The organism is Stenotrophomonas sp. TWI1183, assembly GCF_039673115.1.
In the GTDB taxonomy this organism is placed as follows: domain Bacteria; phylum Pseudomonadota; class Gammaproteobacteria; order Xanthomonadales; family Xanthomonadaceae; genus Stenotrophomonas; species Stenotrophomonas maltophilia_AA.
In genome coordinates, this window is record NZ_JBDJKZ010000004.1 from 97593 (window position 1) to 123502 (window position 25910).

At 68.7% G+C, this 25910-nt stretch carries 20 protein-coding genes and 1 tRNA gene; 12 read left to right on the plus strand and 9 right to left on the minus strand.

Features of this window, described 5'->3' with window-relative positions; translation table 11 throughout:
- The first annotated feature begins 76 nt into the window (after nt 1-76).
- Nucleotides 77-883: a helix-turn-helix transcriptional regulator gene (locus tag ABE434_RS05710; RefSeq protein WP_346478138.1), complete on the plus strand. Its 807-nt coding sequence runs from the start codon at nt 77-79 to the stop codon at nt 881-883.
- Here the strand turns inward: ABE434_RS05710 and ABE434_RS05715 are convergent.
- Complete coding sequence (locus ABE434_RS05715) at nt 873-1262, minus strand: hypothetical protein (protein WP_346478139.1); 390 nt, start codon at nt 1260-1262, stop codon at nt 873-875. The genes ABE434_RS05710 and ABE434_RS05715 overlap by 11 nt on opposite strands.
- Nucleotides 1263-1485: 223 nt before the next feature.
- Here ABE434_RS05715 and ABE434_RS05720 point away from each other — a divergent pair, with 223 nt between their 5' ends.
- Together ABE434_RS05720 and ABE434_RS05725 are read left to right on the plus strand one after the other, a co-directional pair.
- Nucleotides 1486-2508, plus strand: a complete 1023-nt coding sequence (locus tag ABE434_RS05720; RefSeq protein ID WP_346478140.1) for an NADP-dependent oxidoreductase — start codon at nt 1486-1488, stop codon at nt 2506-2508.
- 134 nt (nt 2509-2642) lie between these two features.
- The gene (locus ABE434_RS05725) at nt 2643-2813 is read left to right on the plus strand and encodes a hypothetical protein (RefSeq protein WP_183073677.1); all 171 of its coding nucleotides are present in this window, start codon (nt 2643-2645) and stop codon (nt 2811-2813) included.
- Nucleotides 2814-2883: 70 nt separating this feature from the next.
- Here the strand turns inward: ABE434_RS05725 and ABE434_RS05730 are convergent.
- Together ABE434_RS05730 and ABE434_RS05735 are read right to left on the minus strand one after the other, a co-directional pair.
- Nucleotides 2884-2959: transfer RNA gene (locus ABE434_RS05730), tRNA-Ala, on the minus strand.
- 103 nt (nt 2960-3062) lie between these two features.
- Nucleotides 3063-4391: an acetamidase/formamidase family protein gene (locus ABE434_RS05735; protein ID WP_346478141.1), complete on the minus strand. Its 1329-nt coding sequence runs from the start codon at nt 4389-4391 to the stop codon at nt 3063-3065.
- A gap of 333 nt (nt 4392-4724) precedes the next feature.
- On the opposite strand from ABE434_RS05735, the gene ABE434_RS05740 reads away from it, so the two are divergent.
- Nucleotides 4725-7055, plus strand: coding sequence for a TonB-dependent receptor (locus ABE434_RS05740; protein ID WP_346478142.1), 2331 nt, complete (start codon nt 4725-4727; stop codon nt 7053-7055).
- Between the two features lie 119 nt (nt 7056-7174).
- On the opposite strand, the gene ABE434_RS05745 is transcribed toward ABE434_RS05740, so the two are convergent.
- The 3 genes from ABE434_RS05745 to rnd all read right to left on the minus strand — a co-directional run bounded on the left by ABE434_RS05745 (nt 7175) and on the right by rnd (nt 11906).
- Complete coding sequence (locus ABE434_RS05745; protein WP_346478143.1) at nt 7175-9241, minus strand: DUF4034 domain-containing protein; 2067 nt, start codon at nt 9239-9241, stop codon at nt 7175-7177.
- Nucleotides 9242-9436: 195 nt separating this feature from the next.
- Nucleotides 9437-10609, minus strand: a complete 1173-nt coding sequence (locus tag ABE434_RS05750) for a serine hydrolase domain-containing protein (RefSeq protein ID WP_346478144.1) — start codon at nt 10607-10609, stop codon at nt 9437-9439.
- A 214-nt stretch (nt 10610-10823) separates the two neighbouring features.
- Complete coding sequence (gene rnd, locus ABE434_RS05755) at nt 10824-11906, minus strand: ribonuclease D (RefSeq protein WP_346478145.1); 1083 nt, start codon at nt 11904-11906, stop codon at nt 10824-10826.
- 208 nt (nt 11907-12114) lie between these two features.
- Here rnd and ABE434_RS05760 point away from each other — a divergent pair, with 208 nt between their 5' ends.
- Entirely contained in the window at nt 12115-13989 is a 1875-nt protein-coding gene (locus ABE434_RS05760; protein ID WP_346478146.1) for a formylglycine-generating enzyme family protein, read from the plus strand.
- Between the two features lie 102 nt (nt 13990-14091).
- On the plus strand, nt 14092-14994 hold the full coding sequence (locus ABE434_RS05765; RefSeq protein WP_319210538.1) for a M48 family metallopeptidase: 903 nt from the start codon (nt 14092-14094) through the stop codon (nt 14992-14994).
- 30 nt (nt 14995-15024) lie between these two features.
- Here ABE434_RS05765 and xseA read toward each other — a convergent pair whose 3' ends face one another.
- Nucleotides 15025-16365, minus strand: a complete 1341-nt coding sequence (xseA, locus tag ABE434_RS05770) for an exodeoxyribonuclease VII large subunit (protein WP_319210540.1) — start codon at nt 16363-16365, stop codon at nt 15025-15027.
- A gap of 60 nt (nt 16366-16425) precedes the next feature.
- Nucleotides 16426-17514 (minus strand): tRNA epoxyqueuosine(34) reductase QueG, encoded by a 1089-nt coding sequence (gene queG, locus ABE434_RS05775; RefSeq protein WP_346478147.1) that lies wholly within the window; start codon nt 17512-17514, stop codon nt 16426-16428.
- A 72-nt stretch (nt 17515-17586) separates the two neighbouring features.
- Here queG and ABE434_RS05780 point away from each other — a divergent pair, with 72 nt between their 5' ends.
- From ABE434_RS05780 to ABE434_RS05805, 6 genes are all read left to right on the plus strand, one after another.
- Entirely contained in the window at nt 17587-19065 is a 1479-nt protein-coding gene (locus tag ABE434_RS05780) for an NAD(P)H-hydrate dehydratase (RefSeq protein WP_346478148.1), read from the plus strand.
- A gap of 2 nt (nt 19066-19067) precedes the next feature.
- The gene (gene tsaE / locus ABE434_RS05785; RefSeq protein ID WP_346478149.1) at nt 19068-19550 is read left to right on the plus strand and encodes a tRNA (adenosine(37)-N6)-threonylcarbamoyltransferase complex ATPase subunit type 1 TsaE; all 483 of its coding nucleotides are present in this window, start codon (nt 19068-19070) and stop codon (nt 19548-19550) included.
- Between the two features lie 88 nt (nt 19551-19638).
- Nucleotides 19639-21240 carry an N-acetylmuramoyl-L-alanine amidase gene (locus ABE434_RS05790; protein WP_346478150.1) on the plus strand — a complete coding sequence of 534 codons (1602 nt, stop codon included), beginning with the start codon at nt 19639-19641 and terminating at the stop codon, nt 21238-21240.
- A 107-nt stretch (nt 21241-21347) separates the two neighbouring features.
- On the plus strand, nt 21348-23225 hold the full coding sequence (mutL, locus tag ABE434_RS05795; protein ID WP_346478151.1) for a DNA mismatch repair endonuclease MutL: 1878 nt from the start codon (nt 21348-21350) through the stop codon (nt 23223-23225).
- Nucleotides 23226-23235: 10 nt separating this feature from the next.
- Nucleotides 23236-24177 (plus strand): DUF1684 domain-containing protein, encoded by a 942-nt coding sequence (locus tag ABE434_RS05800; RefSeq protein WP_346478152.1) that lies wholly within the window; start codon nt 23236-23238, stop codon nt 24175-24177.
- A gap of 2 nt (nt 24178-24179) precedes the next feature.
- Nucleotides 24180-25139, plus strand: coding sequence for a TraB/GumN family protein (locus tag ABE434_RS05805; protein WP_346478153.1), 960 nt, complete (start codon nt 24180-24182; stop codon nt 25137-25139).
- A 122-nt stretch (nt 25140-25261) separates the two neighbouring features.
- On the opposite strand, the gene phaR is transcribed toward ABE434_RS05805, so the two are convergent.
- Nucleotides 25262-25819 (minus strand): polyhydroxyalkanoate synthesis repressor PhaR, encoded by a 558-nt coding sequence (phaR, locus tag ABE434_RS05810; RefSeq protein WP_346478154.1) that lies wholly within the window; start codon nt 25817-25819, stop codon nt 25262-25264.
- Between the last annotated feature and the right edge of the window lie 91 nt (nt 25820-25910).

Sequence of the window (25910 nt, forward strand, 5' to 3'; positions counted from 1 at the left end):
GGAGAACCCTATCGTGCGGCGAACGCAGTGACGGCGTCTTTCGATAGAATGACCGCTTATGTCGATGAGGCGTCACATGGCCGCGATCGAGCGAACTGCCCCGGGCTGGCGTGAAGTCCCCGTGCCGCCGCTGCGCCGGTTGCCATGGCCGGTGGTGGCACGCAGCCAGCGGCTGGACGCCGGCGAGCGGTTTCCGCCGCACGTCCACGCCTGGAACCAGCTGGTATACGCCAGCACGGGCGTGCTCCAGGCCAGTGCCGGACACGCCCGCCACGTGATCACGCCGCAGCAGGCGCTGTGGGTGCCGACCGGTACGCTGCATCACACCGGTGCATTGAGTACCTCGGCCTTCCGTAATCTGTATGTGGGTGACGACCCGGCGCTGGGGATGCCGACGCACTGCGTGGTGCTGGGCGTGTCACCGCTGCTGCGCGAGTTGATCATCGAACTCGACCGCGCCGTGCCCGATCACGACCGCACCTATTACGCCACCTTGTGCACGCTGATCACCGCGCAGCTGCCGCGCCAGCCGCAGCATGCCCGGCATCTGCCGTGGCCGCAGGATGCCCGCCTGCAGCGCTGGTGCCAGGCGCTCTACGAGCAGCCTGCCGATACCCGCAGCGTGGAGGACTGGGCGCGGCTGCTGGGGGCATCACCACGCACCCTGGCACGCCACTTCGAACGCGAGACCGGCATGCGCCTGCGCGACTGGCGGTTGCGGCTGCGCCTGCTGCGCGCCATCGAGTGGCTGGCGCAGGGGCGTTCGCCGACGGTCATCGCACACGCGCTGGGCTACGCCTCGGCGTCGGCGTTCAACTACATGTTCCGGATCGAGATGGGCATGAGCCCGCTGCAATGGAAGCGGGCACGCACTACGGCGTAACCGGGCACGCCAGGCTGACCAAGCGCTCGTTCTTGAAGCGTGCGTGGATCATGCCGTTGTCGGCTTTGCCTTCGGGCCACTCTGCTTCGTCGCCCGCGCCGGGCAGGGGATCGCCCAAGTGGAAATACACGCGGCCACGGCTGTCGCCGATCCGCACCTTGTCGCATGCCGCGGCCGGCGAGGCCATCTCGCCGCAGTCGCCCTGCAGCAGGCACAGGCGGGTATGGCACTTGCCCGCACCGGACGACCAATGGCCCTGCGCGACCAGGCAACCGGGCTCGGTCGCCAGGATCGCCCAGCATGCCAGGCCGAACACGGTCGTGGCGGACATCAGCACCGGCAGCAGGTAGCGACGTCGGCGGGAAAAGGAAGCATTCATGACGCGATGATGCGCCCTGGCCGGCGGCAAGGGCAACGCATGCGCGGTGCAGCGTACGGATGGAATGCTGTGACGCCATCCGGATCATCGGTCGCTGTCGCACAAGGCGATTCCACCGCCGCGTCGTCCTGCACCGATGGAACGCTGTTTTACCCCCCTCCTGGACGTGTCCGGAAGGCTTACTGTCCAAGTTCCTTTTTCGTTTACCCGGAGCGATTCGCCGATGAACACGCTTACCAACACCCGCATCGTGCTCGCCTCGCGCCCCAGTGGTGCCCCCGTCGCGGCCAACTTCCGCGTTGAACAGGTGCCGGTTCCCGCGCCCGGCCCGGGTGAGGTGCTGCTGCGCAATCGCTATCTGTCGCTGGATCCCTACATGCGCGGTCGCATGGAGGAAGGGCCGTCCTACGCGGCGCCGGTCGCGCTGGATGCGGTGATGGAGGGGCGCACTGTCTCTGAAGTGCTCGCCTCCAACCATCCCGGTTTCTCCATCGGCGAGCACGTCCTGGCGCCCGGCAACTGGCAGACCCATGCGGTCATCCCCGGTGATCAGGTGAGCCGCACGCTGGAGGACGACGGCCTGCCGATCAGTACCGCACTTGGGGTCTACGGCATGCCCGGGTTCACCGCCTATGTGGGCCTGCAGGAAATCGGCAGGCCGCAGCCGGGCGAAACCCTGGTGGTGGCTGCTGCCAGCGGGCCGGTCGGCGCGACGGTGGGGCAGATCGCCAAGCTGCAGGGCGCGCGAACGGTCGGCATCGCCGGGGGCGAACAGAAGCGTGCGTATCTGGAAACACTGGGCTTCGATGTGGCGCTGGATCATCGCGCCGACGATTTCGCCACGCAGTTGCGCGCGGCGGTTCCCGACGGTATCGACGTCTACTTCGAAAACGTCGGGGGCCACGTCTTCGATGCGGTCGCGCCATTGCTCAACGACTTCGCGCGCATTCCGGTCTGCGGCACGATCGCCACCTACAACGCACGCGGCGTGGTGTTGCCCGGGCCGGACCGGCTGCCGGGTTTCATGAGCCAGGTGCTGCGCCAGCGCCTGACCGTGCGCGGCTTCATCCAGTCCGATCTGCACGCCTTCTTCCCGGCGTTCCTGCGCGACATGGGGCAGTGGCTGAAGGACGGCCGCGTGCAGTATCGCGAGGACATCGTGCAGGGACTGGAACGCGCGCCGGAGGCCTTCTTCGGCCTGCTCAAGGGCCACAACTTCGGCAAGCTGGTGGTCAAGCTGGATTGAGCGGCGCTGCCCGGCGCGGCGCGTGTGAATGCGACGTGTGCAGGAGCGGGCCGATCATGATTCGTGCCTCACGATCGGCTGGTTAGTCTGCCCATGAACGCGCCGCGCCGGCGCCCGCACGAGTGAGTAGACCCATGGCAGACACCAAGCCCAGCGAACACGGCAAGCAGGAAGGCATCGAAGAGAGCCAGCAGGACCGCAAGCAGGATGAAACCGCCAAGCAGCGGCCGGGGCAGACCGATCAGGCGATCCACGATGCGGGCACGCGTCGGCCGGAGCGCAAGGACAATCCCGAGGGCGCGTAAGCGATCGCGCGCAGGCGGTGAAAACAAGAACGCCCCGGGAAGCTGCTTCCCGGGGCGTTCTGTTGAATAGTGGTGGAGCCAAGGAGGATCGAACTCCTGACCTCGTCGATGCGAACGACGCGCTCTCCCAGCTGAGCTATGGCCCCACGGGTGGTGCAACTGCGTGGCGTACCCGACCTCGGCCGTACCTCGCGATGGGCCTAGTCTAGCGCCGACCGGCGTTGCCTGCCAAGTGGGGCCTGGTCCGGATCACGGCCGGGCGCCGGGTGTACTGCCCGGTGCCCGTTCGACCTGCCGCAGCAGGGCTTTATCCAGTTTGGCCGCCACCCCGACGCTGCGCCCGGCCAGATTGGCCACCACGAAGCTGACCGAGCTGCCCAGCACCTGCGCCGTCTCGGACAGGCTCAACCCGTAGTCCTGTTCCAGCCACTGCGCCATGCCCGCGGTGGCCGCGCGCAGCGCATCGTCCAGCGAGCCGGCCTGGCCCAGCACCATCACCTGCGTGGCCGATTCCACCCGGGGCGCGGACTGCGCGCGGGACTTGATCACGTCCACGCTGAATTCCACGTCCATGGAGGTCTCCAGCGCGTACTGCGAGGTCTCGCCATCGCCCTGCAGCGCATGCGCATCGCCCAGGTAGAGCAGGGCGCCGGGCTGGGACACCGGCAGGTATACGGTGGCGCCCTCGCGGATTTCGTTGAAATCCATGTTGCCGCCGAAACGGCCGGTATCGCCGGTGGAGATCGGCGCGTTGCCGAAGCCGGGGGCGACCGCCAGCCCGCCGAGCATGGGCCGCACCGGCACCCAGAAATCCTTGAGCTTGCCGGTGGCGGCTTCCGGCCGCGCGCGCCCGCGCTGGCGGTCCAGCGTCCAGCGCACGGGCTTGTCCAGTGCCGTCGCCTTGGCAGCCAGCGCCGGCGTCTGTGCGCGGCCGACGATGCTGTCCAGGCTGTCGGCATAGTCGCGGTTCAAGCGCAGCCGCTTGATGTGGATGGCCAGTACATCGCCGGGCTCGGCATCCATCACGAAGAACGGGCCGGTCTGCGGATTGCCGAACAGGGCCCGGGTCTGGCCCTGCGCGTCAACGCCGCCGGAATCCAGCGTGGTGGTGCGTACGCTGTCACCCGGCCAGACGGTCAGTACAGGTGCGCGGTGGGGCGAGAACTCGTTGGCGTACGAGGTAGGCACGAAGTCGTGCTGCCGCGGACCTCCGGCCGGCCGATCCGGCAGGCGGCGCGCGCTGAAGGAGTGCGTCGCGCGCCGCTCGCTGGCGTTGGTATCGGGGTAGTCGGCGGTTCCGCGCAGCGTCCCGCCGGCCTGCGTGCCATGGAAGCGGTAGGTCGCCCCATCACTGCCGGTCACGACAAACGCCAGCGCGTCCCCCTCGCGGCTGCCCTGCAGCGCATCCCCGTCGAAACGGCCCTGCAGCGGACCCTGCTGGTCGGGCAGGGTCAGCAGTTGATAGGCCGGGTTTCCCCACAGGTCGGTGGTGACCAGCCACTGCGCAGGGGGCTCCCCGGCCTGGGCGGCCGAGGCGGACAACAGCAGGAGCAGGGCGGCCAGGCGGTAACGGGACATGCGGGAATCTCGTGGGTGACCGGCGCAGTGTTTGCGGGAGGTACACGGACGACAAGTGCCGGGCGGCACGTGACGGATGGCAGGTAACGCGCCAAACGCGAAGCCCGCCCTTCCGGCGCGCGCGCGGGGCGGGCATAATCCGCGCCAGAAGACACGGCCGCATAGCCAAGTGGACCAGGGGGGCCGGACAGCCGTCGCCCATAACGCCCTGACACCAATCTGCAACATCCAGCCAATACCGTGCCGCATCGCTGTTTCCACGGCGATGTCGATTTCCTATGGTGCCCGGCCATGCCGCCGGCTGCCCCGATCTGTACTACCAGAGACCTCTGCATGCCCGCTCTACGCCACGCTTCAGTGTCGACGCGTCTTCTTTCCCGTTCCCTGCCGCGCCGCCGCGCCCTGGCGCTGGCCTGTGCCTCGGCCGCGCTGATGCTGTCCGCCGCCGCCTCGGCGCAGGACGCCCAGTCCGCCAGCGCCACCTCGCTGGACACCATCACCGTCACCGCCGACCACCGCGAGCGCAACCTGCAGGAAGTGCCGGTCTCGGTCGGCGTGGTGCAGGGCGAGAAGATCCGCGACTACACCGCCGGCGGCGATGACACCCTGCTGGCACTGTCGGGCAAGGTACCCAGCTTCTACGCCGAAACCACCACCGGTCGCATCTTCCCGCGCTTCTACATCCGCGGCCTGGGCAACATCGACTTCTACCTGGGTGCCTCGCAGCCGGTGTCGATCATCCAGGACGACGTGGTGCTCGAGCACGTGGTGCTGAAGTCCAACCCGGTCTACGACGTGGACCAGATCGAAGTGCTGCGCGGCCCTCAGGGCACGCTGTTCGGCCGCAACACCACCGCCGGCATCGTCAAGTTCGACACCATCAAGCCGAGCCAGGATTACAGCGGCCGCGTGCAGGCCAGCTACGGCTCGTACGGCAGCGTGGCGATCGATGGCGGCTTCGGTGGCCCGATCAACGACATCGCTTCGTTCCGCGTGTCGGCCCTGTACCAGCACCGCGATGACTACGTCGACAACACCTACAGCGGCCCGAGCGCCGATGGCACGGTCTCGCCGAAGAAGAACGCGATGGGCGGCTTCGACGACCGCAACGTGCGCGCGCAGCTGCTGCTGCAGCCCACCGACAACTTCTCGCTGCTGGCCTCGGCCCACGCACGCGACTACGACGGTACCTCGACCCTGTTCCTGCGCAGCGCGCTGACCAAGGGCTCCAACAAGACCGACGTGGCGCGCGACAAGGTCGCCTACGACGAAGCCGACAACAACCCGCAGGCCTACAAGACCTACGGCGGCTCGGTGAAGGCCATCTACGATTTCGGCAATGTCTCGCTGACCTCGATCACCGCCTACGAAACCACCTCCGGCTACAGTCGTGGTGACACCGATGGCGGCGCGGCGGTGAACTACCCGGTCAACGGCGTCCCGAATGGCTACGGCCAGTCGATGGGCCAGATCCGCGACCTGGACCAGTGGACCCAGGAATTCCGCCTGGCCAACGCCGATGACAACCGCCTGAAGTGGCAGGTCGGCGCGTTCTACTTCGACGGCCGCGACACCACCGATTTCTACCAGCGCGCCTGGTTCCTGAACACCGCTGCCCGCAACCCGAACAACTGGGTGCGCCTGCGCAACGTCAACACCTCCTGGGCCGGCTTCGGCCAGGTCAGCTATGACGTGACCGACAAGTTCACCCTGACCGCCGGCCTGCGCCAGACCAAGGACGAGAAGAAGACCCGTCTGCTCAAGACCGCCGATACCGCTGCCGGTGCCGTGACCTACAAGGGCCGCACCTACGTGGAGATGTCCGACACCACGCCGAGCTGGGACCTGAGCGCGATGTATGCGTTCAACCCGCAGCTGAGCGTGTACGCGCGCGTGGCCCGCGGCTTCCGCGGCCCGACCATCCAGGGCCGTTCGGCCGTGTTCAATGCCGATTTCACCACGGCGAACTCGGAAACCATCCTGTCCTGGGAAGCCGGCATCAAGAGCAGCCTGTGGGACAACCGCCTGCGCGTGAACGCCGCCGCGTTCACCTACGTGGTCAATGACATCCAGCTCAACGGCAACGATTCGGACGGCAACGGCGTGCTGTTCAACGCCGACAAGGCCAAGGCCTACGGCCTGGAAGCGGACATGGAACTGCGTCCGATCCCGAACCTGGCGCTGAGCGCCGGTGTCAGCCTGCTGCACAGCGAAATCCAGGACGACCGCGTGTACGCGCAGGTCTGCGCCCTGAACGGCGCCGTGGTCTGCACGGTGAACGATCCGACCATCAAGGTCGGGGCCAACACCTTCGCGCAGATCAACGGCAACCCGCTGCCGAACGCACCGAAGTACAACATCAACCTGGCCGCGCGTTACGACATGCCGGTCAACGACAGCGATGTGTTCTTCGTCTCCACCGACTGGAACAAGCAGGGCTACACCAGCTTCGTGCTGTATGACTCGGCCGAGTTCAACTCCAAGGGCAGCTTCGAAGGCGGCCTGAAGCTGGGCTACTCGGCCAACTACGGTGCCTGGGAAGTGGCGCTGTTCGCGCGCAACATCACCAATGAGAAGAACCTCAAGGGTGTGATCGAGAACTACATGGCCGCGGTCTACAACGAACCGCGCACCGTGGGCGTCTCGCTCAACATGAACTGGTAAAACACGCGACCACCGGTGCCATGGGCACCGGTGGCAGCGAGTGGTTCCGGCAACGCCCCGCGATCGCGGGGCGTTTCTGTTTGTGCACCCCGGTCAGCGACGTGGCGTAGTCATGCCGCTCATACCGACTGCATATCCTGGCGGTCCGGCACGGAGTCGAAGCCGAAGGTGAGCTGCCAGCTGCGCAGGTCCACAGTGTCGCGGTCGCGCGCCTGTTGCCTGGCCGCCCGGCTGGCACCGAACAGTTTGCCCTGGCCCTCGATCAGCGGGCGCATGCGCAGTACGTCGGCATTGTCCGGCTCGGCTTCGGCCGCCCGGCCCACCCAGACCTTGGCCAGGAACGCGTTGGCGGGCACGCCGTTGCCGAAGTGGAACACGTCGGCCAGGAAGCCGGCGGCCCAGGCCTTGGTGGCAGTGTCGCCACGCCACCAGAGCGGGCCGAGCAGGTCGAACACGGCTTCCTGTTTGTCGCGGTCATCCTCGCCCTGGTACAGCAGCACCGCCAGGTTCATGTGCGCCGGCTGCCACACGCGGTCGTGGGGGGCGGCCTCGTCCACGCAACGGCGGTACAGCGCGCGCGACTGCTGCTGCAGGGCTGGGTCGGACGTGTGCTTGAAGGTTTCGCTCAGCTCCCAGGCACGGTTGTAGATCGCCACCAGGTCGCCCGCGTCGATGGCGCGCTCGGTCCACGCCGCGGCCTGGGCCGGATCGGCGAACGCAGGGAAGTCGCGGCCGGCCACGCGACCACGGTACAGGTCCACCATCGCCGCCATCGCGCGGCGGTCGCCGCCTTCGGCAAGCTGCTGCATCATGTGCAGGCCGGCCGGTATGGATACGTCGCAGAACAGGTTGGCCGCCACCGTGGAGAGGTTCACCTCGTCCTCGTCCGCCATCGCCATCGCGCGTTGCAGATGCCGTGCGGCCAGGGGCGTGTCGACGCTGAAACCGAACAGCCCGGTATGGCGCGCGGCGGACAGCCACGCCAGCGCATGTGCGCTGTCGGTAGACGCCTCGACGCTGGCCAGCACCTGCGCGAACAACGCATCGGCGCCTTCGACGTGCGCGAACAGCGCGCAGGCTTCCAGTGCGTTCATGCCTTCCTCGACCACGGTGGCCGGGTCCAGCGCGAACGCCTCGGCCAGGCAGGTGTAGGCATGTGTCATGCGTGCCGCGTCCCAGCGCACGTCGTTTTCTTCGGGTTCGTCACGGCCCAGCTTGTAATCCAGCGTCGCCCACCAGCACAGCACCAGCGCGCGCGTGGGCGCATCCAGGTGCAGGTCAAGCAGGTTCGCGTAGGCGGTGTCGTGCTGGGCGATCGCCTCTTCTTCATCGGCCTCCGGCGCGAACCAGAGCCAGTCGCGTTCCTTCATCACGCGCAGGCGGTTGCGCTGCGGCAGCATCAGCCGGGCCGCGTACGGGCCGTCGATGAAGTCCTGCATCAGCGCGTGGCTGCCGCCCCAGCGCGGGTACAGGTAGTACAGGAAAGTTTCGAGCAGGCCGACATCGTCCGCGCGCAACGCCAGCGCGTGCTGCAACCAGTAATCGGCGACGTACTCGAAGTCGTCTTCGGTGCGCTGCGCCAGCCGTGCTGGCAACGCCGGCAGTTCCGCCAGCGGTGCGCCGTAAGGCGCCAGCAGCGCCAGTGCCGCCGCATAGCCGTCCGGATCCTGCTGCTGCAGGGATGCGTACAGTTCGGCCCGCCCACCGCGCTGCAGCTGATGCAGCCAGCGCGGTTCCCCCAGGTAGCAGGTCAGTCGCATCACCTTGCCCAGCACGAAGGCCGGGCGCGGATGCAGCGCGATCGCGCGCAGCCACGCGGCCAGCGCATGGTCGCGGGCAAGGCTGGCACCGGCCCACTGCGCGTCGCGGATCAGGTCGGCGGTCTCGCTTGACCGGATCTGGCTGGCCACGCGCTCCCACACCGACCCCAGCGCCACCCAGGGGTGGGGGCTGTGCGGCTGCTGCGCGCACCAATGTTGTGCCTGCTGCAGTCGTGCGGGCAGGGTCTGCGCCGGGTCGATCAGGCTGGACAGCAGCCAGCCGTAGCCGTAGCGGGGCGACCCGCCGTCGAGCCAGCGCTGTTCGAGCCCGGCGAGGAGCCGGTCGAGATCGTCGAAGCGCGCTTGCTGCAGCGCGTCGCGTGCGCGCTGGCGCAGCTCAAACGCGTCGCTGGGGGAATCGGTCATGGGGACCACGTCCTTGTCGAAGATCAATCGCGCATTCTAGGCAATCGACCTGCTAGAAAGTACTGAAGGTAAGCAATCACGATGTTTGAGGCGGTACGTGAGTTCTGCGGCCACAGTGGAAAGTGACCGGCAAGATCTGCGTAGATCTTCCGGCCACTGCCAACTCGGTAGCGCTGAATTCGCCAGCGCCGCGTGCTACTTCGCGGGCGTGGCCGCCGGCGCCAGCTCGGCGAACAACCCACCCAGCACGCCCATGGTGGCCTGGTCGGCGCCCATGTCCTCGGCGGCATTGGCGATGGCGATCACGCCGTTGTTCTGGCCGGGGAACAGCACCACCCAGGCCAGCCAGTTGCCGTCCGAGCCGCCATGCACCAGCACCGGGCCCTGACGGCCGGCGATCGACGGCTGTACGCCCCAGTCCAGCCCGGATCCACTGCCCGGTTGCGCGGTCTGCATCAGTGCATACGAGGCCGGCGTCAGCAGCGTGCCCTTGCCTTGGCTGCCCGCGAGCTGGTCGATGGCGAACAGCGCCAGGTCCTGCAGGCGCATGTGCAGGTTGCCGGCTGCGGTGTAGATTGGCGGCACTCCGTCATCGGCTTTCTGCGGTGCGGTGGTCACCGGCTTGCCGCCGCGGTGGCCGAGCGGCTGGCCCGCAGGTGTCGGACCGAAGCCGGCACCGGTCATGCCCAGGGGCTGGAACACTTCGCGCTGCATCAATGCTTCGACCTCTTTGCCGGTCGCACGCTCGGCGATCACCGCCGCGATCAGGAAACCGCTGTTGCTGTAGGCGAACTCAGTGCCAGGCGGATGCACCGGCGCTTCGGCCAGGGCGGCGTTGACATAGGCCTCCCGCTGTACCGGCAGGGCGCGCGTGTCGACGAAAAACGCATCCAGCGCCGCGGCATCGGTGAGGTTCTCCGGCAGCCCGGCGCGATGCGAGAGCAGCTGCACCAGGGTGACGTCGCGGTAGGCCGGCTGCATCTGTGCCGCGAGGTCGGGCAACAGGGTCGACAGCGGCGTATCCCAGCCCAGCACGCCTTGCTCGACCAGGCGCGCGATCATCGCCACGGTGATCGGCTTCCCGGTCGAGCCGATCATCCATTGATCGTCGATGGTGGCCGGCGGTGCCGCATCGTTGCGGCGGACGCCCTGCACAGCATGTTCGGCGACCTTGCCATTGCGGATCACGAGAACACCCATCGCCGGCGTTGTGGTGCCCTGCATGGCCTGGGCGATCCGGGCCTTCAGGTCATCGGCCGCGCTGGCGGTGGTGGCCGCCAGCAGCAGGGAGACGCCGAGCCAACGGCGCAGATGCGGCGTGGTGCGGCGAGGGGAGGGAGCGGTCCTTCGAGTCGCGATCAGATGCATGGGAGTCCTTTGCGCAGCCGCGGAGCGGTGCGTGCGATTCACTCTTGCATGCGCTCGAAAGGCGCGTATGTGTCTGCAGTCATGCCGATGGCGACGTGTCAGGCGCGCTGTGCGATTCGTTCAGGAAACCAGAGCAGTGCGCCGTCGCCAGCGCATTCGAACGGTAGGCATCGCAGTGCATCGGTGCAGTCGATACTGCACCGATGCGTGCCGATCACTCGGCCGGCGGCAGCAGCGCCGAGAGGATCGGCTCCAGCTGTGCCTGGCGCCAGCCCGCCAGCGCGGCCGGCCACTGGCGGCGTTCCAGATAGCTTTCCAGATGCTTGCGGGAGGCCAGCACGCCGTCGGGCAGGCCCAGTTCGGCGCTGCGCGCGGTGACGGCATCCTGCAGCCGCTTGAGGGCCTGCTTGTTGGCATCGTTGGCCGGCAGCGCCAGCGGTGCGTCGGCTTCGTCGGCAAGCGGGGTGATCAGTGCCTGCCATACCTGCGCGGCCAGCTTGCGGGGGGCCTTGGGGAAGCCTTCCATCAGCCTGGACAGCGCGTCCACATCGGCCGGCGGGGTGCGTGCGAGCACGGCGGCCAGCTCGTTGTCGAGCACCCAGCTGCGCGGTTTGTCGCTGGCACGCGCCTGCACGTCGCGCCAGCGCAGCAGCCGCAGCAGACGCAGCTGCGCAGGGGTGTCCATGAACTGTGCCGAGCGCATCGCCACGTGCGGCCAGCGCTCTTCATCGTTCTCGACACTGGCGAGCAGGCGTTCGGCGTCATCCTGCAGCCACTGGCGGCGGCCCAGTTCTTCCAGGCGCGCGTCGATGGTGTCGTGGATCTGGAAGAGGTATTCGACGTCGTCGGCGGCGTACTCCAGCTGCGCTTCCGAGAGCGGGCGGCGCATCCAGTCTGAGCGGGTCTCGCCCTTGGCCAGGGTGACGCCGGTAACGGCGGTGACCAGTTTCTGGTAGCCCATGCCGCCGCCGATGCCGGCCAGTGATGCGCCGATCTGGGTGTCGAACAGCGGGCGTGGCAGCACACCGCAGGCAACCTTGAAGGTGACCAGGTCTTCGCTGGCGCTGTGCATGATCTTGAGGATGGCGGTATCGGCCAGCCACGGCGCCAGCGCCTCGTTCATGCCGGGGATCAACGGGTCGATCAGCAGGATTTCGTCACCGACCGCCATCTGCACCAGCGCCAGTTGCGGCCAGTAAGTACGTTCGCGGATGAACTCGGTGTCCAGGCCGATTCGGGTGGGGCGCTGGCGGTAGCGCTCGTCCAGTTCCGCCGGGGTTTTGATCCAGTAAGCCACGTGGGATTCCATGTACTGCAAAGGGATGCTCAGGTCGGGGAGGATAGCCTAACCCCGTGCCACGGCCGGCATGCGGCCGCGCGGTGATGAACGCCCGGGCCGTTGGCGGTCGCCGCCCACGACGGTGGCGATTATGATGATCCCCTGTCCGCGCCGTCGGCATGCCGCCTGGACTGCACTGCGCGCAGGCACACCCCGAGGAGTTCAATTGCGACCGTCAGGCACATTGCCGCTGCTGTTCATTGCACTGTTGGGCCTGCTGGCCGGCTGTTCGCCCGCGCCGGCCCCGGCGCCCGCGGCAACGCCTGCCTCCGCCCCGGCCAAGGCAGCGGGCAAGGCGAGCGCGCCGGTGGCGCAGGTGACCATCGGCGGTGAGGACGCCGCCGAGACCGTGGAGCGCTGGCAGCCGCCCGCGGTGACCCTCGTCGAGGGCGGGGACGCGCAGGCCCGCCGGGATGCCGCACGCGCGTTCGAGGAAGGCCGGCTGTACCGCACCGCCGAGGACGCGATCCCGATCTGGCTCGCGCTGCTGCAGCACGATCCCAAGGACCGTGCGGCCGAGGCCGGCCTGAAACGCGCCCGGCAGCGCCTGCTGGAAGAAGCCTCCGCCTTGCTGGGTCGCCCGCTCAAGCAGCGCGAGGCGCTGGCGGAGGCCAGCGAAATGGCCCTGGTCCTGCTCACCTTGGCGCCGGACGATGCCAAGGTGCGCGAGCTGCAGTCGCGGGTGGAGATCGCCCAGCGCGTGGTCGCCTACAACCGCGCCGGCGAAGAGGATCTGCGTGCGGACCGCCTCGGCGAGGACGGCGATGGGGCCATTCCCAATTTCCGCGAAGCGCTGGCGCTGGATGCCGACAGTTCGCGTGCCCGGCAAGGACTGGCAGCGGCCGAGAGCGCCCTGATCCGGCGTGCGGAAACAGCCGCGCGGGCCACCGATTTCGCCACCGCGGGTACCTGGCTGGCGGAAGCGGCCAAAGTCCGTGACTCCTCGATCACCATCGCCGATGCCTTCGAACGCATCGAGAAAATCCGTGCCGATACGCTGGCGCGGCTGCGCAACGAAGGCCTGCGCGATCTGGCCACGCCGCAGGGGCTCAAGCCGGCGCGGCAGAAGCTGGAGGATGCACTGCGCATCGCCTTGCCCGGCGATCCCGTGGTCGGCCAGTTGCGCGAGCGCATCGAGCTGGTCACCCATTACGGCAGCTTCCGGCCGCGCCAGGTGTTCAGCGATGCGCTGCGCGATGGGGGCCGCGGGCCGCAGATGATCGTGGTGCCGCATGGCGGGTTCCAGATGGGCGCGGCCGAGACCGAGCTGGGCGCGACCGATGCCGAAAAGCCCTCGCATTACGTGCGGTTCGAACGCGGCTTCGCGATGTCGATCACCGAAGTGACCGTCGCCGATTTCCGGCGTTATGTGCAGGCCACCAAGGCCCGCCCCCGCGCCACGCGGCGCGGCCATTCGATCGTGTACGACGAGCGCAGCGGCAACTTCGTGCGGCGCAGCGGGGTGGACTGGCAGTCCGATTACAACGGCGCCGAGGCCATCGCCAATCTGCCGGTGATGCACGTCAGCGTGCGCGATGCCGAGAATTACGCCAGCTGGCTGTCCGAGCAGACCGGGCGCTCGTACCGGCTGCCCAGCGAGGCCGAATTCGAGTATGCCCTGCGCGCGGGCAGCAGCGGCCGCTACCCGTGGGGCGATGCGGGTACCCCGCCGGCGCGTGCGGGCAACTTCACCGGCGCCGAGGATGTCTCGCCGTCCGGGCGGCACTGGTACAACGCCTTCGTCGGCTATGGCGATGGGTATTGGGGGCCGGCGCCGGTCGCCAGCTTCGATCCCAATCCGTGGGGCCTGCACGACATCGCCGGTAACCTCAGCGAATGGGTGGCCGACTGCTGGCATGCGAGCTACCGGCGCGCGCCGTCCGACGGCGTGGCCTGGTTCAACCCGGGCTGCCGGCAGCGCGTGATCCGCGGCGGCAACTGGGCCAATGCGCCGGCCCAGACCCGCGCCGCATGGCGGCAGTCGCAGGACTCGGACACCACCAGCGCACGGATCGGCTTCCGGCTGGTGCGCGGGATCTGACCGATCGCCCGTGCGGCTGGATTTCACCCGGCCGCACGGCGCGCGTTCTAGGATTGGCACAGCGTCGGGCAGGGTGCCACGGCCATCTCAGGAACCAAGCGCATGCGCAACGATCCATTCGGCGGTCAGCAGCAGGGCCGCGCCCGGCGGCCGGGCCTGTTCGGCAACATCCGCTGGTGGGTGCTGCTGGCGTTTGCCGGCTATGCCGCGTTCTATTGGTTCTCCAACCGCGCCGTGGATCCGTACACCGGCGAAAGCGTGCTGATCGACAGCTCGCTGGATGCCACGCAGGAAAAGGCGCTGGGCCTGCAGGCCTACCAGGAGATCCTGGCGCAGGAGCGGCCGCTGGATCCCAACGCGCCGCAGTCGCGCGAGATCCAGGCGATCGCCCAGCGCCTGATCGCCAAGGTGGACGTGGTGGAGACCGCCCTCGCCGAAGAACATGGGCTGAAGCCGGCGCATTTCGCGCGTGATTTCGAGTGGGAGGTCAACGTGATTCCCTCCGAGCAGGCCAATGCGTTCTGCCTGCCGGGCGGCAAGATGGCGGTGTACACGGGGCTGATCCCGGTGGCGCGCACGGTGGATGCGATGGCCGTGGTGATGGGCCATGAGATCGCGCACGCGTTGCTGCGCCATGGTGCCCAGCGCATGGCCCAGCAGAAGATGACCCAGATCGGGCAGATGGCCGGCGCCGCCAGCGGCATGGACCCGCAACAGCAGCAGATGATGATGTCGGCGATGGGCTACGGCTACCTGCTGCCGTACGCGCGCAGCCATGAAACCCAGGCCGATGAAGTGGGCCTGATGCTGGCCGCGGCGGCCTGTTTCGATCCGCAGGAGGCGATCCCGTTGTGGGAACGGATGGGGCAGGCCAGCGGCGGGCAGTCGACCTCGGAATTCGCGTCCACGCATCCCAATCCCGGCACGCGCATCCAGAACCTGCAGGCGTTGATGCCGAAGGCGATGGAGTACCGGCAGAAATTCTGCGAGAGCGCGGGACGCTGACCGCCAACGCCTAATCGGCGATGCGCTGGATCAGCGCGCCGGTTCGTTGACCGTTACGTCGATCACGCCGTCCTGCACGCGCGCCTTGAGTGTATCGCCCGGACGCACCTGCAAGGGCGAGCGCACCAGGCTGCCATCGTCGTCACGGGTCAGGATCGCGTAGCCACGCGCAACCGTGGCCAGCGGACTGACCGCTTCCATGGAGCGGGCGAGGGCACGCAGGCGCAGGCCGTCGCGCTGCAGCTGGCGGCCGATCGCACTGTCCGCGCGTGGCTGCAGGCGCTGCAGGCGCTCACGCAGGGCGTCCAGCCGGCGCTGCGGATGGCCGCTGCGCAGTACGGCCGCGGCGTGGCGCAGGTGGGCAAGTCGGTTCTGATGCTGCGTGGTCCAGGCCGCGTGCAGGCGGCGCGCAACGTCCTGCTGCCGGCGCTGCAGCAGCTGCAGGCGCGACTGCGGGCTCTGGGCGTTGAGGCGGAGCAGGGCACGGTCGGCGCGCTGCATCGCCTGCCCCAGGCTGTGGCGCTGCAATTGCGCCAGGCGTGCATCGAGGCGACGCACGCGCAGCAGCAGGTCGCGCTGGTCGGGGACCAGCAGTTCGGCCGCGACCGAGGGCGTCGGCGCGCGCAGGTCGGCGGCGAAGTCGGCCAGGCTGAAGTCGGTTTCGTGACCCACCGCAGACACCACCGGGGTCTGGCTGGCCGCGATCGCGCGCGTCAGCTGCTCATCGTTGAAGGCCCAGAGGTCCTCCATCGAGCCGCCACCGCGGGTCAGCAGGATCACGTCGTAACGGCCGCTGGCATCGGCCGAGCGCAGCAGCGCCGTGAGCTGCGCGGCAGCGCTGTCGCCCTGCACCAGGCTGGGCAGCAGATCGACCTCGAGCATCGGGAAACGGCGCTCGAGCACGCTCAGCACGTCGCGCACAGCAGCGCCGGTCGGCGAGGTGATCACCGCCAGGCGACGCACATGCGCTGGCAGCGGCCGCTTGCGCTCGGGGGCGAACAGGCCCTCGGCCTCCAGGCGTGCCTTGAGCTGCTCGAAAGCGCGGCGCAGGGCGCCTTCGCCGGCTTCTTCCATGTGGTCGAGCACCATCTGGTACTCGCCGCGGGCTTCGTACAGGGTCAGCCGGCCACGCGCGAGCACGCGCATGCCTTCGCGCGGCACGAACTTCAGCCACTGGCTCTTGGGCTTGAACAACGCCGCACGGATCTGCGAGCGCGCATCCTTCAGCGTGAAATACATATGGCCCGAAGCGGGGCGCGTGACGCTGCCCAGCTCGGCCTCCACCCAGATCAGCGGGAACGCGCCTTCCAGCAGGTCGCGGGCCAGGATGTTGAGCTGGCTGGGCGTGAGAATCTGCGCGCTGCGGTCCATGGAGGGATCAGGCCAAACGGTACGGACGGGACACCATGGTCGCACGTCGGCGGGGATGCTTCATCCCGCCGTGGCGCGCGCGGCGTGCTGCTGCAGGGCCCAGGCCACATGCTCGCGCACGATCGCCGAGGGATGCTCGCGCCGTGCGTGCAGCGCAGCGAGTGTCTCGGCGTGGGTCGGCGCATTGCCCAGTGCCACGGCGATGTTGCGCAGCCACCGCTCATGCCCGCTTCGGCGGATCGGGCTGCCCTCGGTACGGCGCAGGAACTCGTCTTCCTCCCAGGCGAACAGCTGGGCCAGCGAGGCGGTGTCCAGGTCGTTGCGCGCACGGAAATCCGGCTCGTCGGTGCGCTTGGCGAACTTGTTCCAGGGGCAGACCAGCTGGCAGTCGTCGCAGCCGTAGATGCGGTTGCCCATCGCCGTGCGCATTTCTTCGGGAATCGCACCGTCGTGTTCGATGGTGAGATAGGAGATGCAGCGGCGTGCATCCAGGCGGTGCGGGGCGATGATCGCCTGGGTCGGGCAGACATCGATGCAGCGCGTGCAGGTGCCGCAGTGCGCACTGGCCGGCGTATCCACCGGCAGCGGCAGGTCGATGTAGATTTCGCCGATGAAGAACCACGAGCCGCCCTGCTTGTCGATCAGGCAGGTGTGCTTGCCGATCCAGCCCAGCCCCGCGTTGCGGGCGAGTGCGCGCTCCAGCACCGGAGCCGAATCGACGAAGACGCGGTAGCCGAACGGTCCGATTTCGGCGGCGATGCTGTCGGCGAACTTCTGCAGCCGGTTGCGCATCAGCTTGTGGTAATCGCGGCCCAGCGCATAACGCGCCACGTAGGCGCGGTCGCCATCGTGCAGGGTGTTCCAGGCCTCGGCGTCGTCCTTGTGGCCGTAATCCATGCCGACCGAGATCACCCGCACGGTGCCCGGCAGCAGTTCGTCCGGCCGCGCGCGCAGCGTGCCGTGCCGCGCCATCCATTCCATCGTGCCGTACAGGCCCTTGCCCAGCCAGTCGGCCAGGTGCGCTTCGTCCTCGCGCAGATCGATGCCGGACACCCCGCAGCGCTGGAAGCCGTGCACGCGCGCGATCGCACGAATGCGTTCGGCGGCGCGGGCCAGATGGACGGGGGCGGGCAGGGGGACGGCGGACATGGCCTGGGCGGAAACGGAGCCTGGGAAGGGCGCGGCAAGGCTGCGCCTGGGCGACAAGTATAGAATCCCGGCATGCCCGAGCTTGCTGAACTGTTCGATATCGCCGCCGCGCGCCGCCTGGATGCGCAGGCCAGTGCCCTGCGGGGCGATGGCGGTGCCTCACTGATGGAACAGGCCGGCCAGGCCGCCTGGCACTGCCTGCTGGAGCGCTGGCCGCAGGCGCAGCGGATCGGGGTGGTGGTCGGTGCCGGCAACAACGGCGGCGATGGCTACGTAGTGGCGCGCCTGGCCCGCGAGGCCGGCCGCCCGGTGACGGTGCTGCGGCTGGACACCGATGCCCCGGCGACGCCGTTGTCCCGGCAGGCCGAGCAGGCCTTCATCGCCGCCGGCGGTGGGGTGGAACGCTTCGATGGCCGCATGCCGGCGATGGACCTGCTGGTGGACGCGCTGTTCGGCATCGGCCTGAACCGCGCCCCGGCCGGTCCGGCCGCCGATCTGATCACGGCCATCAACGCGGCGGGCGTGCCGGTGTTGTCGCTGGACGTCCCCAGCGGCGTGGATGTGCAGACCGGCAACGTGCCGGGCGTCGCGGTCCGCGCCACGCTCACGCTGCAGTTCATCGTGCGCCACCAGGGCCTTTACACCGGCGCGGCGCTGGAACATGTCGGCGGGCGTCGCCTGGCACCGCTGGAGCTGCCTCAAGCCGCTGCGGCAGGCGTGCAGCACAGCGCCGAGTGCTGGCAGCCATCGCGCCTGCGTGAGCAGCTGCCGGCGCGCCGCGCCAACACCCACAAGGGCGAATCCGGCCACGTGCTGTGCGTGGGCGGCAATCTCGGCAGCGGCGGGGCGGTGATGCTGGCCAGTGAGTCGGCGTTGCGCGCCGGCGCGGGGCTGGTCAGCGTGGCGACCCAGCCACCGCACGTCGCACCGCTGCTCGCGCGCCTGCCCGAAGCGATGGTGCATGCCGTGCAGGACGCGCAGGAGCTGCAGTCCCTGCTGCCCCGTGCCGGGGTGATCGCGATCGGGCCCGGCCTGGGCCAGGACGACTGGGCGCACGAACTCTGGCGGCAGGTGCTGGCCAGCGGCAAACCGCTGGTGATCGATGCCGACGCCCTGAATCTGCTGGCCAAGGCGCCACGGACACTCAGCGACGCGATCCTGACCCCGCACCCGGGCGAGGCGGCGCGGCTGCTCGGGCTGACCACCGCGCAGGTGCAGGCCGACCGCTTCACGGCGGCGACCGCGCTGGCCGCGCGTTTCCACGCCGTGGTGGTGCTGAAGGGCGCCGGCACCGTGGTCGCCGCGCCCGACGCGCTGCCGCGGGTCGTGGCCGCCGGCAACCCCGGCATGGCCGTGGGTGGCATGGGCGACCTGCTCACCGGCATCATTGCCGCCCTGCGCGCGCAGGGGCTGGGCGCCTTCGACGCCGCCAGCACCGGCGCGCTGCTGCACAGCCTGGCCGGCGATGCCGCCGCCAGTGACGGCCAGCGGGGCCTGCTTCCCACCGATCTGCTGGCGCCGCTGCGCCGGCTGGTCAATCCGGACGTTTGAACATGATCGAGTTTTTCCTCGCGCAGCCTGAAGACACCGACCTGCTCGGGCAATGGCTGGCCGCGACCCGGCCGCCGCAGGCGGTGATGCAGCTGCAGGGCGACCTGGGCGCCGGCAAGTCCACCCTGGCCCGCGCACTGCTGCGCGCGCTGGGCGTGCAGGGCGCGATCCGCAGCCCCACCTACACCCTGGTGGAGCGCTATCCGCTGGCCGACGGCCATGAGGCCTGGCACCTGGACCTGTACCGCATCGGCCAGGCCGAAGAGCTGGATTTCCTGGGGCTGGACGAAGGCAGCGCTTCGCTGTGGCTGGTCGAATGGCCCGAACGCGGTGCCGGCGCGCTGCCGCCCACCGACCTGGAAGTGGCACTGGACATCCAGGGCCACGGACGCCGTGCCCGGCTCACCGGGACCAGTCCGGCGGGTCGCGAATGGCTCCAACGGCTGCCTCAAGGGGGTGACTTGCAGGCCCTTTCTGTCGGCTGACACTAGGAAACACCGGCAGGTTACGGATTATTAAGGGAAAAGGAGTTGCATTTCATTCAGCGCGGTGATTGAATCCTGACCTATGCCAATGGGGAAATCTCTCGCTGCCCTCTGCACTGCCGTCGGACTCTGTCTGGCGAGCGCGCTGTCGTGGGCGGGCGAAGTCCGCCAGGTGGCCGTGGAGACCGGTGCGACCGGGACCCGTGCGGAGATTTCGCTGGCCGGCAGCGGGGGCTACAAGACCCTGTCGCTGGCCGGTCCGAACCGCCTGGTGGTCGATTTCCCGGACTCCAGCGCGATCCGCAACCTCAAACTGCCTGCGCCGAAGGGCGTGGTCACCGCGGTCCGCACCGGGCAGCCGGTACCGGGCACCTTCCGCGTGGTGTTTGACCTGGCCGAATCGGTCGCGCCGTTCCGCCCGCAGATGATCAAGCAGGGCGATCAGTCGCGGCTGGTGATCGAGTGGCCGGGCGATGCGCCGGCCGCGACCACCGTTGCCACTGCGCCCGCGCCAATGCCTGCCGCTGCGCCTTCGCCAGCGGCGTCGACGCCGGCCGCCGCGCCCGCACCGACCCCCGCGCAGACCGCCGCCCAGTCCGCACAGGCGCGCAGCGATGCCGCGCGCGCCACGGCCTTGCTGACGGCTTCGGTGCGCCAGCAGGCCAGTGCCACGGTCGCCACCTCGGCGCCTGCCCCGGGCCCGACGGCGACCACCGCGACCACCGTGAATGTCGCGGCTGCCGGCACCGCCAACGCGGCCAGCAACAGCGCCTCGCCGGCGGCGATCCTGGCCGGTCAGGCAACCGGCGCCGTCGTCGCCAGTACGCCGGTTCCCACGCCGGTGCCGACGCCGACCCCGGTCACGCCGCAGGACAATCCGCGTCCGGCGATGCCCAGCGATGCCTCGCGGGTCAAGATGCGTGCCGGGATGCGGCCGCTGGTGATCGCGATCGATCCGGGCCACGGCGGCCAAGATCCCGGCGCGGTCGGCCCGACCGGCAAGCGCGAAAAAGACATCACCCTGGCGGTGGCGCGTGAACTGGCCCGCCAGGTCAACGCAACGCCCGGCCTGAAGGCTTACCTGACCCGCGACAGCGACGTGTTCATCCCGCTGCCGATGCGCGCGCAGAAGGCACGTGCGGCCAAGGCCGACATGTTCATTTCGATCCATGCCGATGCCGCCGAGAACCGTGCGGCGACCGGCTCGTCGGTGTATGTGCTCTCGACCAAGGGCGCCTCCTCGCAGCGCGCCCGCTGGCTGGCCGACAAGGAAAACGCCGCCGATCTGGTCGGTGGCGTACGCCTGCAGCAGACCGAAGGCACCCTGGCCAACGTGCTGCTCGATCTGGCCCAGAGCGGCTACATGAAGGCCTCCGAAGACGCGGCCGGGCACGTGCTCGGCGGCCTGAAGCGGATCGGCAAGAACCACAAGCCCAACATCGAACGCGCCAACTTCGCGGTGCTGCGCACCTCGGACATGCCGGCGATGCTGGTCGAAACCGCCTTCATCTCCAATCCGGATGAAGAGCGCCGCCTGATCGACCCGGCGTACCAGCGCCAGATTGCCGGTGCGGTGCTCGATGGCGTGCATACCTTCTTCAGCCGCCAGCCGCCGCCGGGCACCCTGTACGCCGCGCGCGCCCAGGCCGAAATCGACGCCGCCGGTACCGTGGCGGGTGGCAGCAAGTAACCCCTGCGGGTTGCATCGCCCGGCGCACGCTATCATCACGGGATGACGTCCGTTTCCCGCCTCCGCCTCGCCGCCCCGCCTGCCACCTCCGCTGCCGGGAGGTGCGCATGAGCATCCGCCAGCTCCCCGACATCCTGATCAACCAGATCGCCGCCGGCGAAGTGGTCGAACGCCCTGCGTCCGTGGTCAAGGAACTGGTCGAGAACGCGCTGGATGCGGGTGCCACCCGGGTCGATATCGACCTGGAAGAGGGCGGCGTGCGGCTGATCCGGATCCGCGACGACGGCGGTGGCATCGCACCGGAAGAACTCGCGCTGGCGGTGTCGCGCCACGCCACCAGCAAGATCGCCAGCCTGGATGATCTGGAATCGGTGGCCACGCTCGGCTTCCGCGGCGAAGCGTTGCCGTCGATCGCCTCGGTGAGCCGCTTCACCCTGAGTTCGCGCCGCGCCATCGACGAGCACGGCTCCGCCCTGCAGATCGAAGGCGGCCGGCTCGGCGAAGTGACCCCACGCGCACATGCGCCCGGTACCACGGTGGAAGTGCGCGAGCTGTTCTACAACGTGCCGGCGCGCCGCAAGTTCCTGCGTGCCGAGCGCACCGAACTGGGCCATATCGAAGAGTGGCTGCGTTCGCTCGCGCTGGCGCGCCCGGATGTCGAGCTGCGCGTATCGCACAATGGCAAACCCTCGCGCCGCTACAAGCCCGGTGATCTGTATTCCGATGCGCGCCTGGGCGAGACCCTGGGCGAAGATTTCGCCAACCAGGCGCTGCGCGTGGACCACAGCGGTGCCGGCCTGCGCCTGCATGGCTGGATCGCGCAGCCGCATTATTCGCGGGCCAGCACCGATCAGCAGTACCTGTACGTCAACGGCCGCTCGGTGCGTGACCGCAGCGTCGCGCACGCGGTGAAGATGGCCTACGGCGACGTGCTGTTCCATGGCCGCCAGCCGGCGTATGTGCTGTTCCTGGAACTGGACCCGACCCGCGTCGACGTCAACGTGCATCCGGCCAAGCATGAAGTGCGTTTCCGCGATTCGCGGCTGATCCATGACTTCGTCTACCGCACGCTCAAGGAAGCCTTGGCGGAAACGCGCGCTGGCATGACCGCGGCCGGTCCGCAGGTGCATGCCACCGAGAGTGTTGCCACTGCGGCGCCCGCCTACGGTCTGCCGTCTTCCGGCGGCAGCGGCTATGCACTCGCCGGTAATGGAGCAGGCGGTGGTGGTGGCATGGGTGCCGACTGGCGCCCGCAGCAATCACCGCTGGGGCTGCGCGTGGCCGATGCGCCATCCGCCTATGCAGCGCTGTATGGCGCGCCCGGCGGAACCCCGGCGGCGGGCAGCTTGCCGCCGATGCCGACTGAAAACGGTCTGCCGGTGACCGCCGCCGACAGTGGCGTTCCACCGCTGGGCTATGCGATCGCGCAGCTGCATGGCATCTACATCCTGGCCGAGAACGCCGAAGGCCTGATCGTGGTGGACATGCATGCCGCGCACGAACGCATCGGCTACGAACGCCTGAAAACCGCGCACGATGGCATGGGCCTGCATGCGCAGCCGCTGCTGGTACCGATCACCCTGGCGGTCGGCGAACGCGATGCCGATACCGCCGAGCGCGAGGCCGAGACCTTGACCTCGTTGGGCTTTGAAATCACCCGCGCCGGCCCCGGCTCGCTGCACGTGCGCAGCATTCCGGCGCTGCTGGCCAATGCCGAACCCGAGGCGCTGCTGCGCGACGTGCTGACCGACCTGCGCGAACATGGCCAGAGCCGACGCATCGCCAGTGCCCGCGACGAATTGTTGTCGACCATGGCCTGTCACGGTGCGGTGCGCGCCAACCGGCGCCTGACGGTGCCGGAAATGAACGGACTGTTGCGCGACATGGAAATCACCGAACGCTCGGGTCAGTGCAATCACGGCCGACCGACCTGGGCGCGTTTTTCACTGGCGGAAATCGACCGCTGGTTCCTGCGCGGACGTTGAGGGGAAGGTCATGGGGAAGCACTGGGGAGTGTGGGCCGCCGCGTTGCTGCTGGCAGTGGGCGTGTCCGCATGTGGCGGCGGGAACGAGGCGGCGCCGGCCAAGGTCGCCATCGATCCGGCCTTCGAAGCCGGACAGCAGCAATGGCGACAACAGCGCTACGAGGAACTGCATGCCGCCGATGGCTGGACCAGCCTGGTCGGCCTGCATTGGCTGGAGCACAAAGCGCATTACATCGGTCGCGGGCCCGGCAGCGGCATCCGCCTCGCCGTGGGCCCGGACAAGCTCGGCATGGTCGCGCGTGAAGGCACGACCGTCTGGTTCACGCCGGAGCGTGGCGTGCCGATGCGCGTGGACGGCAAACCGGTCACCGGCCGCATCCGCTTCTTCAGCGATCGTGATCCCACCCCGACGGTCATCGCTTTCGACGATGACAAGGGCCGGCTCAGCCTGATCCATCGAGGCGAGCGTTTCGCGCTGCGGGTCAAGCATGCCGATGCGCCGTCGCGGACGAACTTCACCGGCCTGACTTACTGGCCGGGCGGTCCCACCTGGCGCGTCAGCGCGCGCTTCGTGCCGCATCCGGCCGGCAAGACGCTGCCGATCGTGGACATCACCGGGCTGACCACCAACATGCCCAATGCCGGCGCGCTGGAATTCGAGCGCGACGGCCGCACCTGGCGGCTGGAAGCGATCGGCGAACCGGGTCGCGACCTGTTCGTCATCTTCGGCGACCGCACCAGCGGCCACGGCAGCTATCCGGCGGGTCGTTATCTGGATCTGCCCGCGCCCGATGACCAGGGCCGCGTGGTGATCGATTTCAATCACGCCTACAACCCACCGTGCGCGTTCACCCCGTTCGCGACCTGCCCGCTGACGCCCCCTGAAAACCGCCTGGACCTGCGCGTGGACGCGGGCGAGCAGGCGTACCACGCTCCCGAAGGAGAGGTTTGAACATGTCGATGTTGTCGCGCCTGTTGTCCCCGATGCTGATCGCCGCGGGCCTGTTGATCGGGGCCGATGGTGCCGCCGCACGTCCGGCCGCGCCCGCCGCGCCCGTGGCCAAGGCCACCCCGCCGGTTCCGCTGCTGTGGAAAGTGACCGGCCCCGGCGACAGCCGCCTGTACCTGCTGGGCTCGTTCCACCTGCTGCAGCCCAGCGACTACCCGCTCTCGCCGGACGTCGACGCCGCGTTCGCGGCCTCGCAGCGCGTGGTGTTCGAGCTGTCCCCGCAGGACATGGAATCGCCGCAGCTGGCGCAGAAAATGGTGCAGGCCGCGGTGCGTACCGATGGTTCGGAGCTCAAGCGCGATCTGGATGCGGCGACCTGGACCAGGCTCCAGGCCTACGCACAGGAGAACAAGCTGCCGCTGGCCCAGTTGCAGGGCATGAAGCCGTGGTTCGTCGGCCTGACCATCACCCTGAGCCAGTTCACCAAGATGGGCCTGGACCCGGCGCTCGGCCTGGATCGTCATTTCATGACCCGCGCCGCGAGCGCAGGCAAGGCGACCGACGGGCTGGAGGACATCGACACCCAGGTCGCGGTGCTGTCGGGGATGTCGGCCAAGGAACAGCAGCAGATGGTGGCCGAGGCACTGGAGCAGGCCGGCAAGGGCGATGAGATGGGCCGCAAGCTGCACGATGCCTGGCGCCGGGGCGACGACAAGCTGCTGTGGACCTCGATGGCCACCGAAATGCGCGGCCAGTACCCGCAGCTCTACAAGCGCATCAACAGCGACCGCAACGACGCCTGGGTGCCCAAGCTGCAGCAGCACCTGCAGGCCGGGCAGGGCGGCACGATGGTGGTGGTCGGCACCCTGCATCTGCTGGGCAACGATGGCGTGGTCGAAAAGCTGCGGGCCAAGGGCTACAAGGTCGAGCGCGTCTGCACCGGCTGCGCCAAGCCCAGGCGCTGATGCGCGCGGGCGGGACGGCGACAGGGCCGACTGGCCGGCGACGCTGACGTCGCCCGGCCTCTGAACGAAAAAAGGCGCGGCCCGTGGGCTGCGCCTTTTCTCTGTGTGCGGGGACCGCGGACTCAGCGGCGGGTCTTGCCCGCGCCCGGTGCCGGGGTTTCCGGCTTCTTGCCGGTGCCGGTGCCCGTGCCCGTGCCCGTGCCTGTGCCGGTACCCGTTCCGGTGCCACCCGGGCGGCCGCCGAAGCCGGTGCCCATGTTGCGCTGGAAGTCCTGCCACATTTCCATGTTGCGCTCGGTCAGCTGGTTCATCATCGCCCACGGGGTCTGGCCGAGGAGATTGCCCATCTGCTGGCGGAACTGCTGCTGCTGGTCCAGGAAGACCTGCATGCTGCGCTCCAGGTAGTTGCCCATGAAGCCCTGCAGCGAGTCGCCGTAGAAGCGGATCAACTGGCTGAGCAGCTGGGTGGACAGCATCGGTTCGCCGTCCTGCTCCTGGTCGGCGATGATCTGCAGCAGCACCGAGCGGGTCAGGTCATCGCCACTCTTGGCGTCACGCACCTCGAAGTCCTCGCCATCCAGGATCAGCTGGCGCACATCCTCTATGGTGATGTAGCTGGAGATTTCCGTGTCGTAGAGCCGGCGGTTCGGATACTTCTTGATAATGCGGGTCGCAGCCATGAAGCAGTCACTCATCACAGTAGGCGCGCAGCATGGCGCAGTGCAGCAGCCTATGCAACCGCCATAGGTAGCAAGGGGCCGCATTTATGTT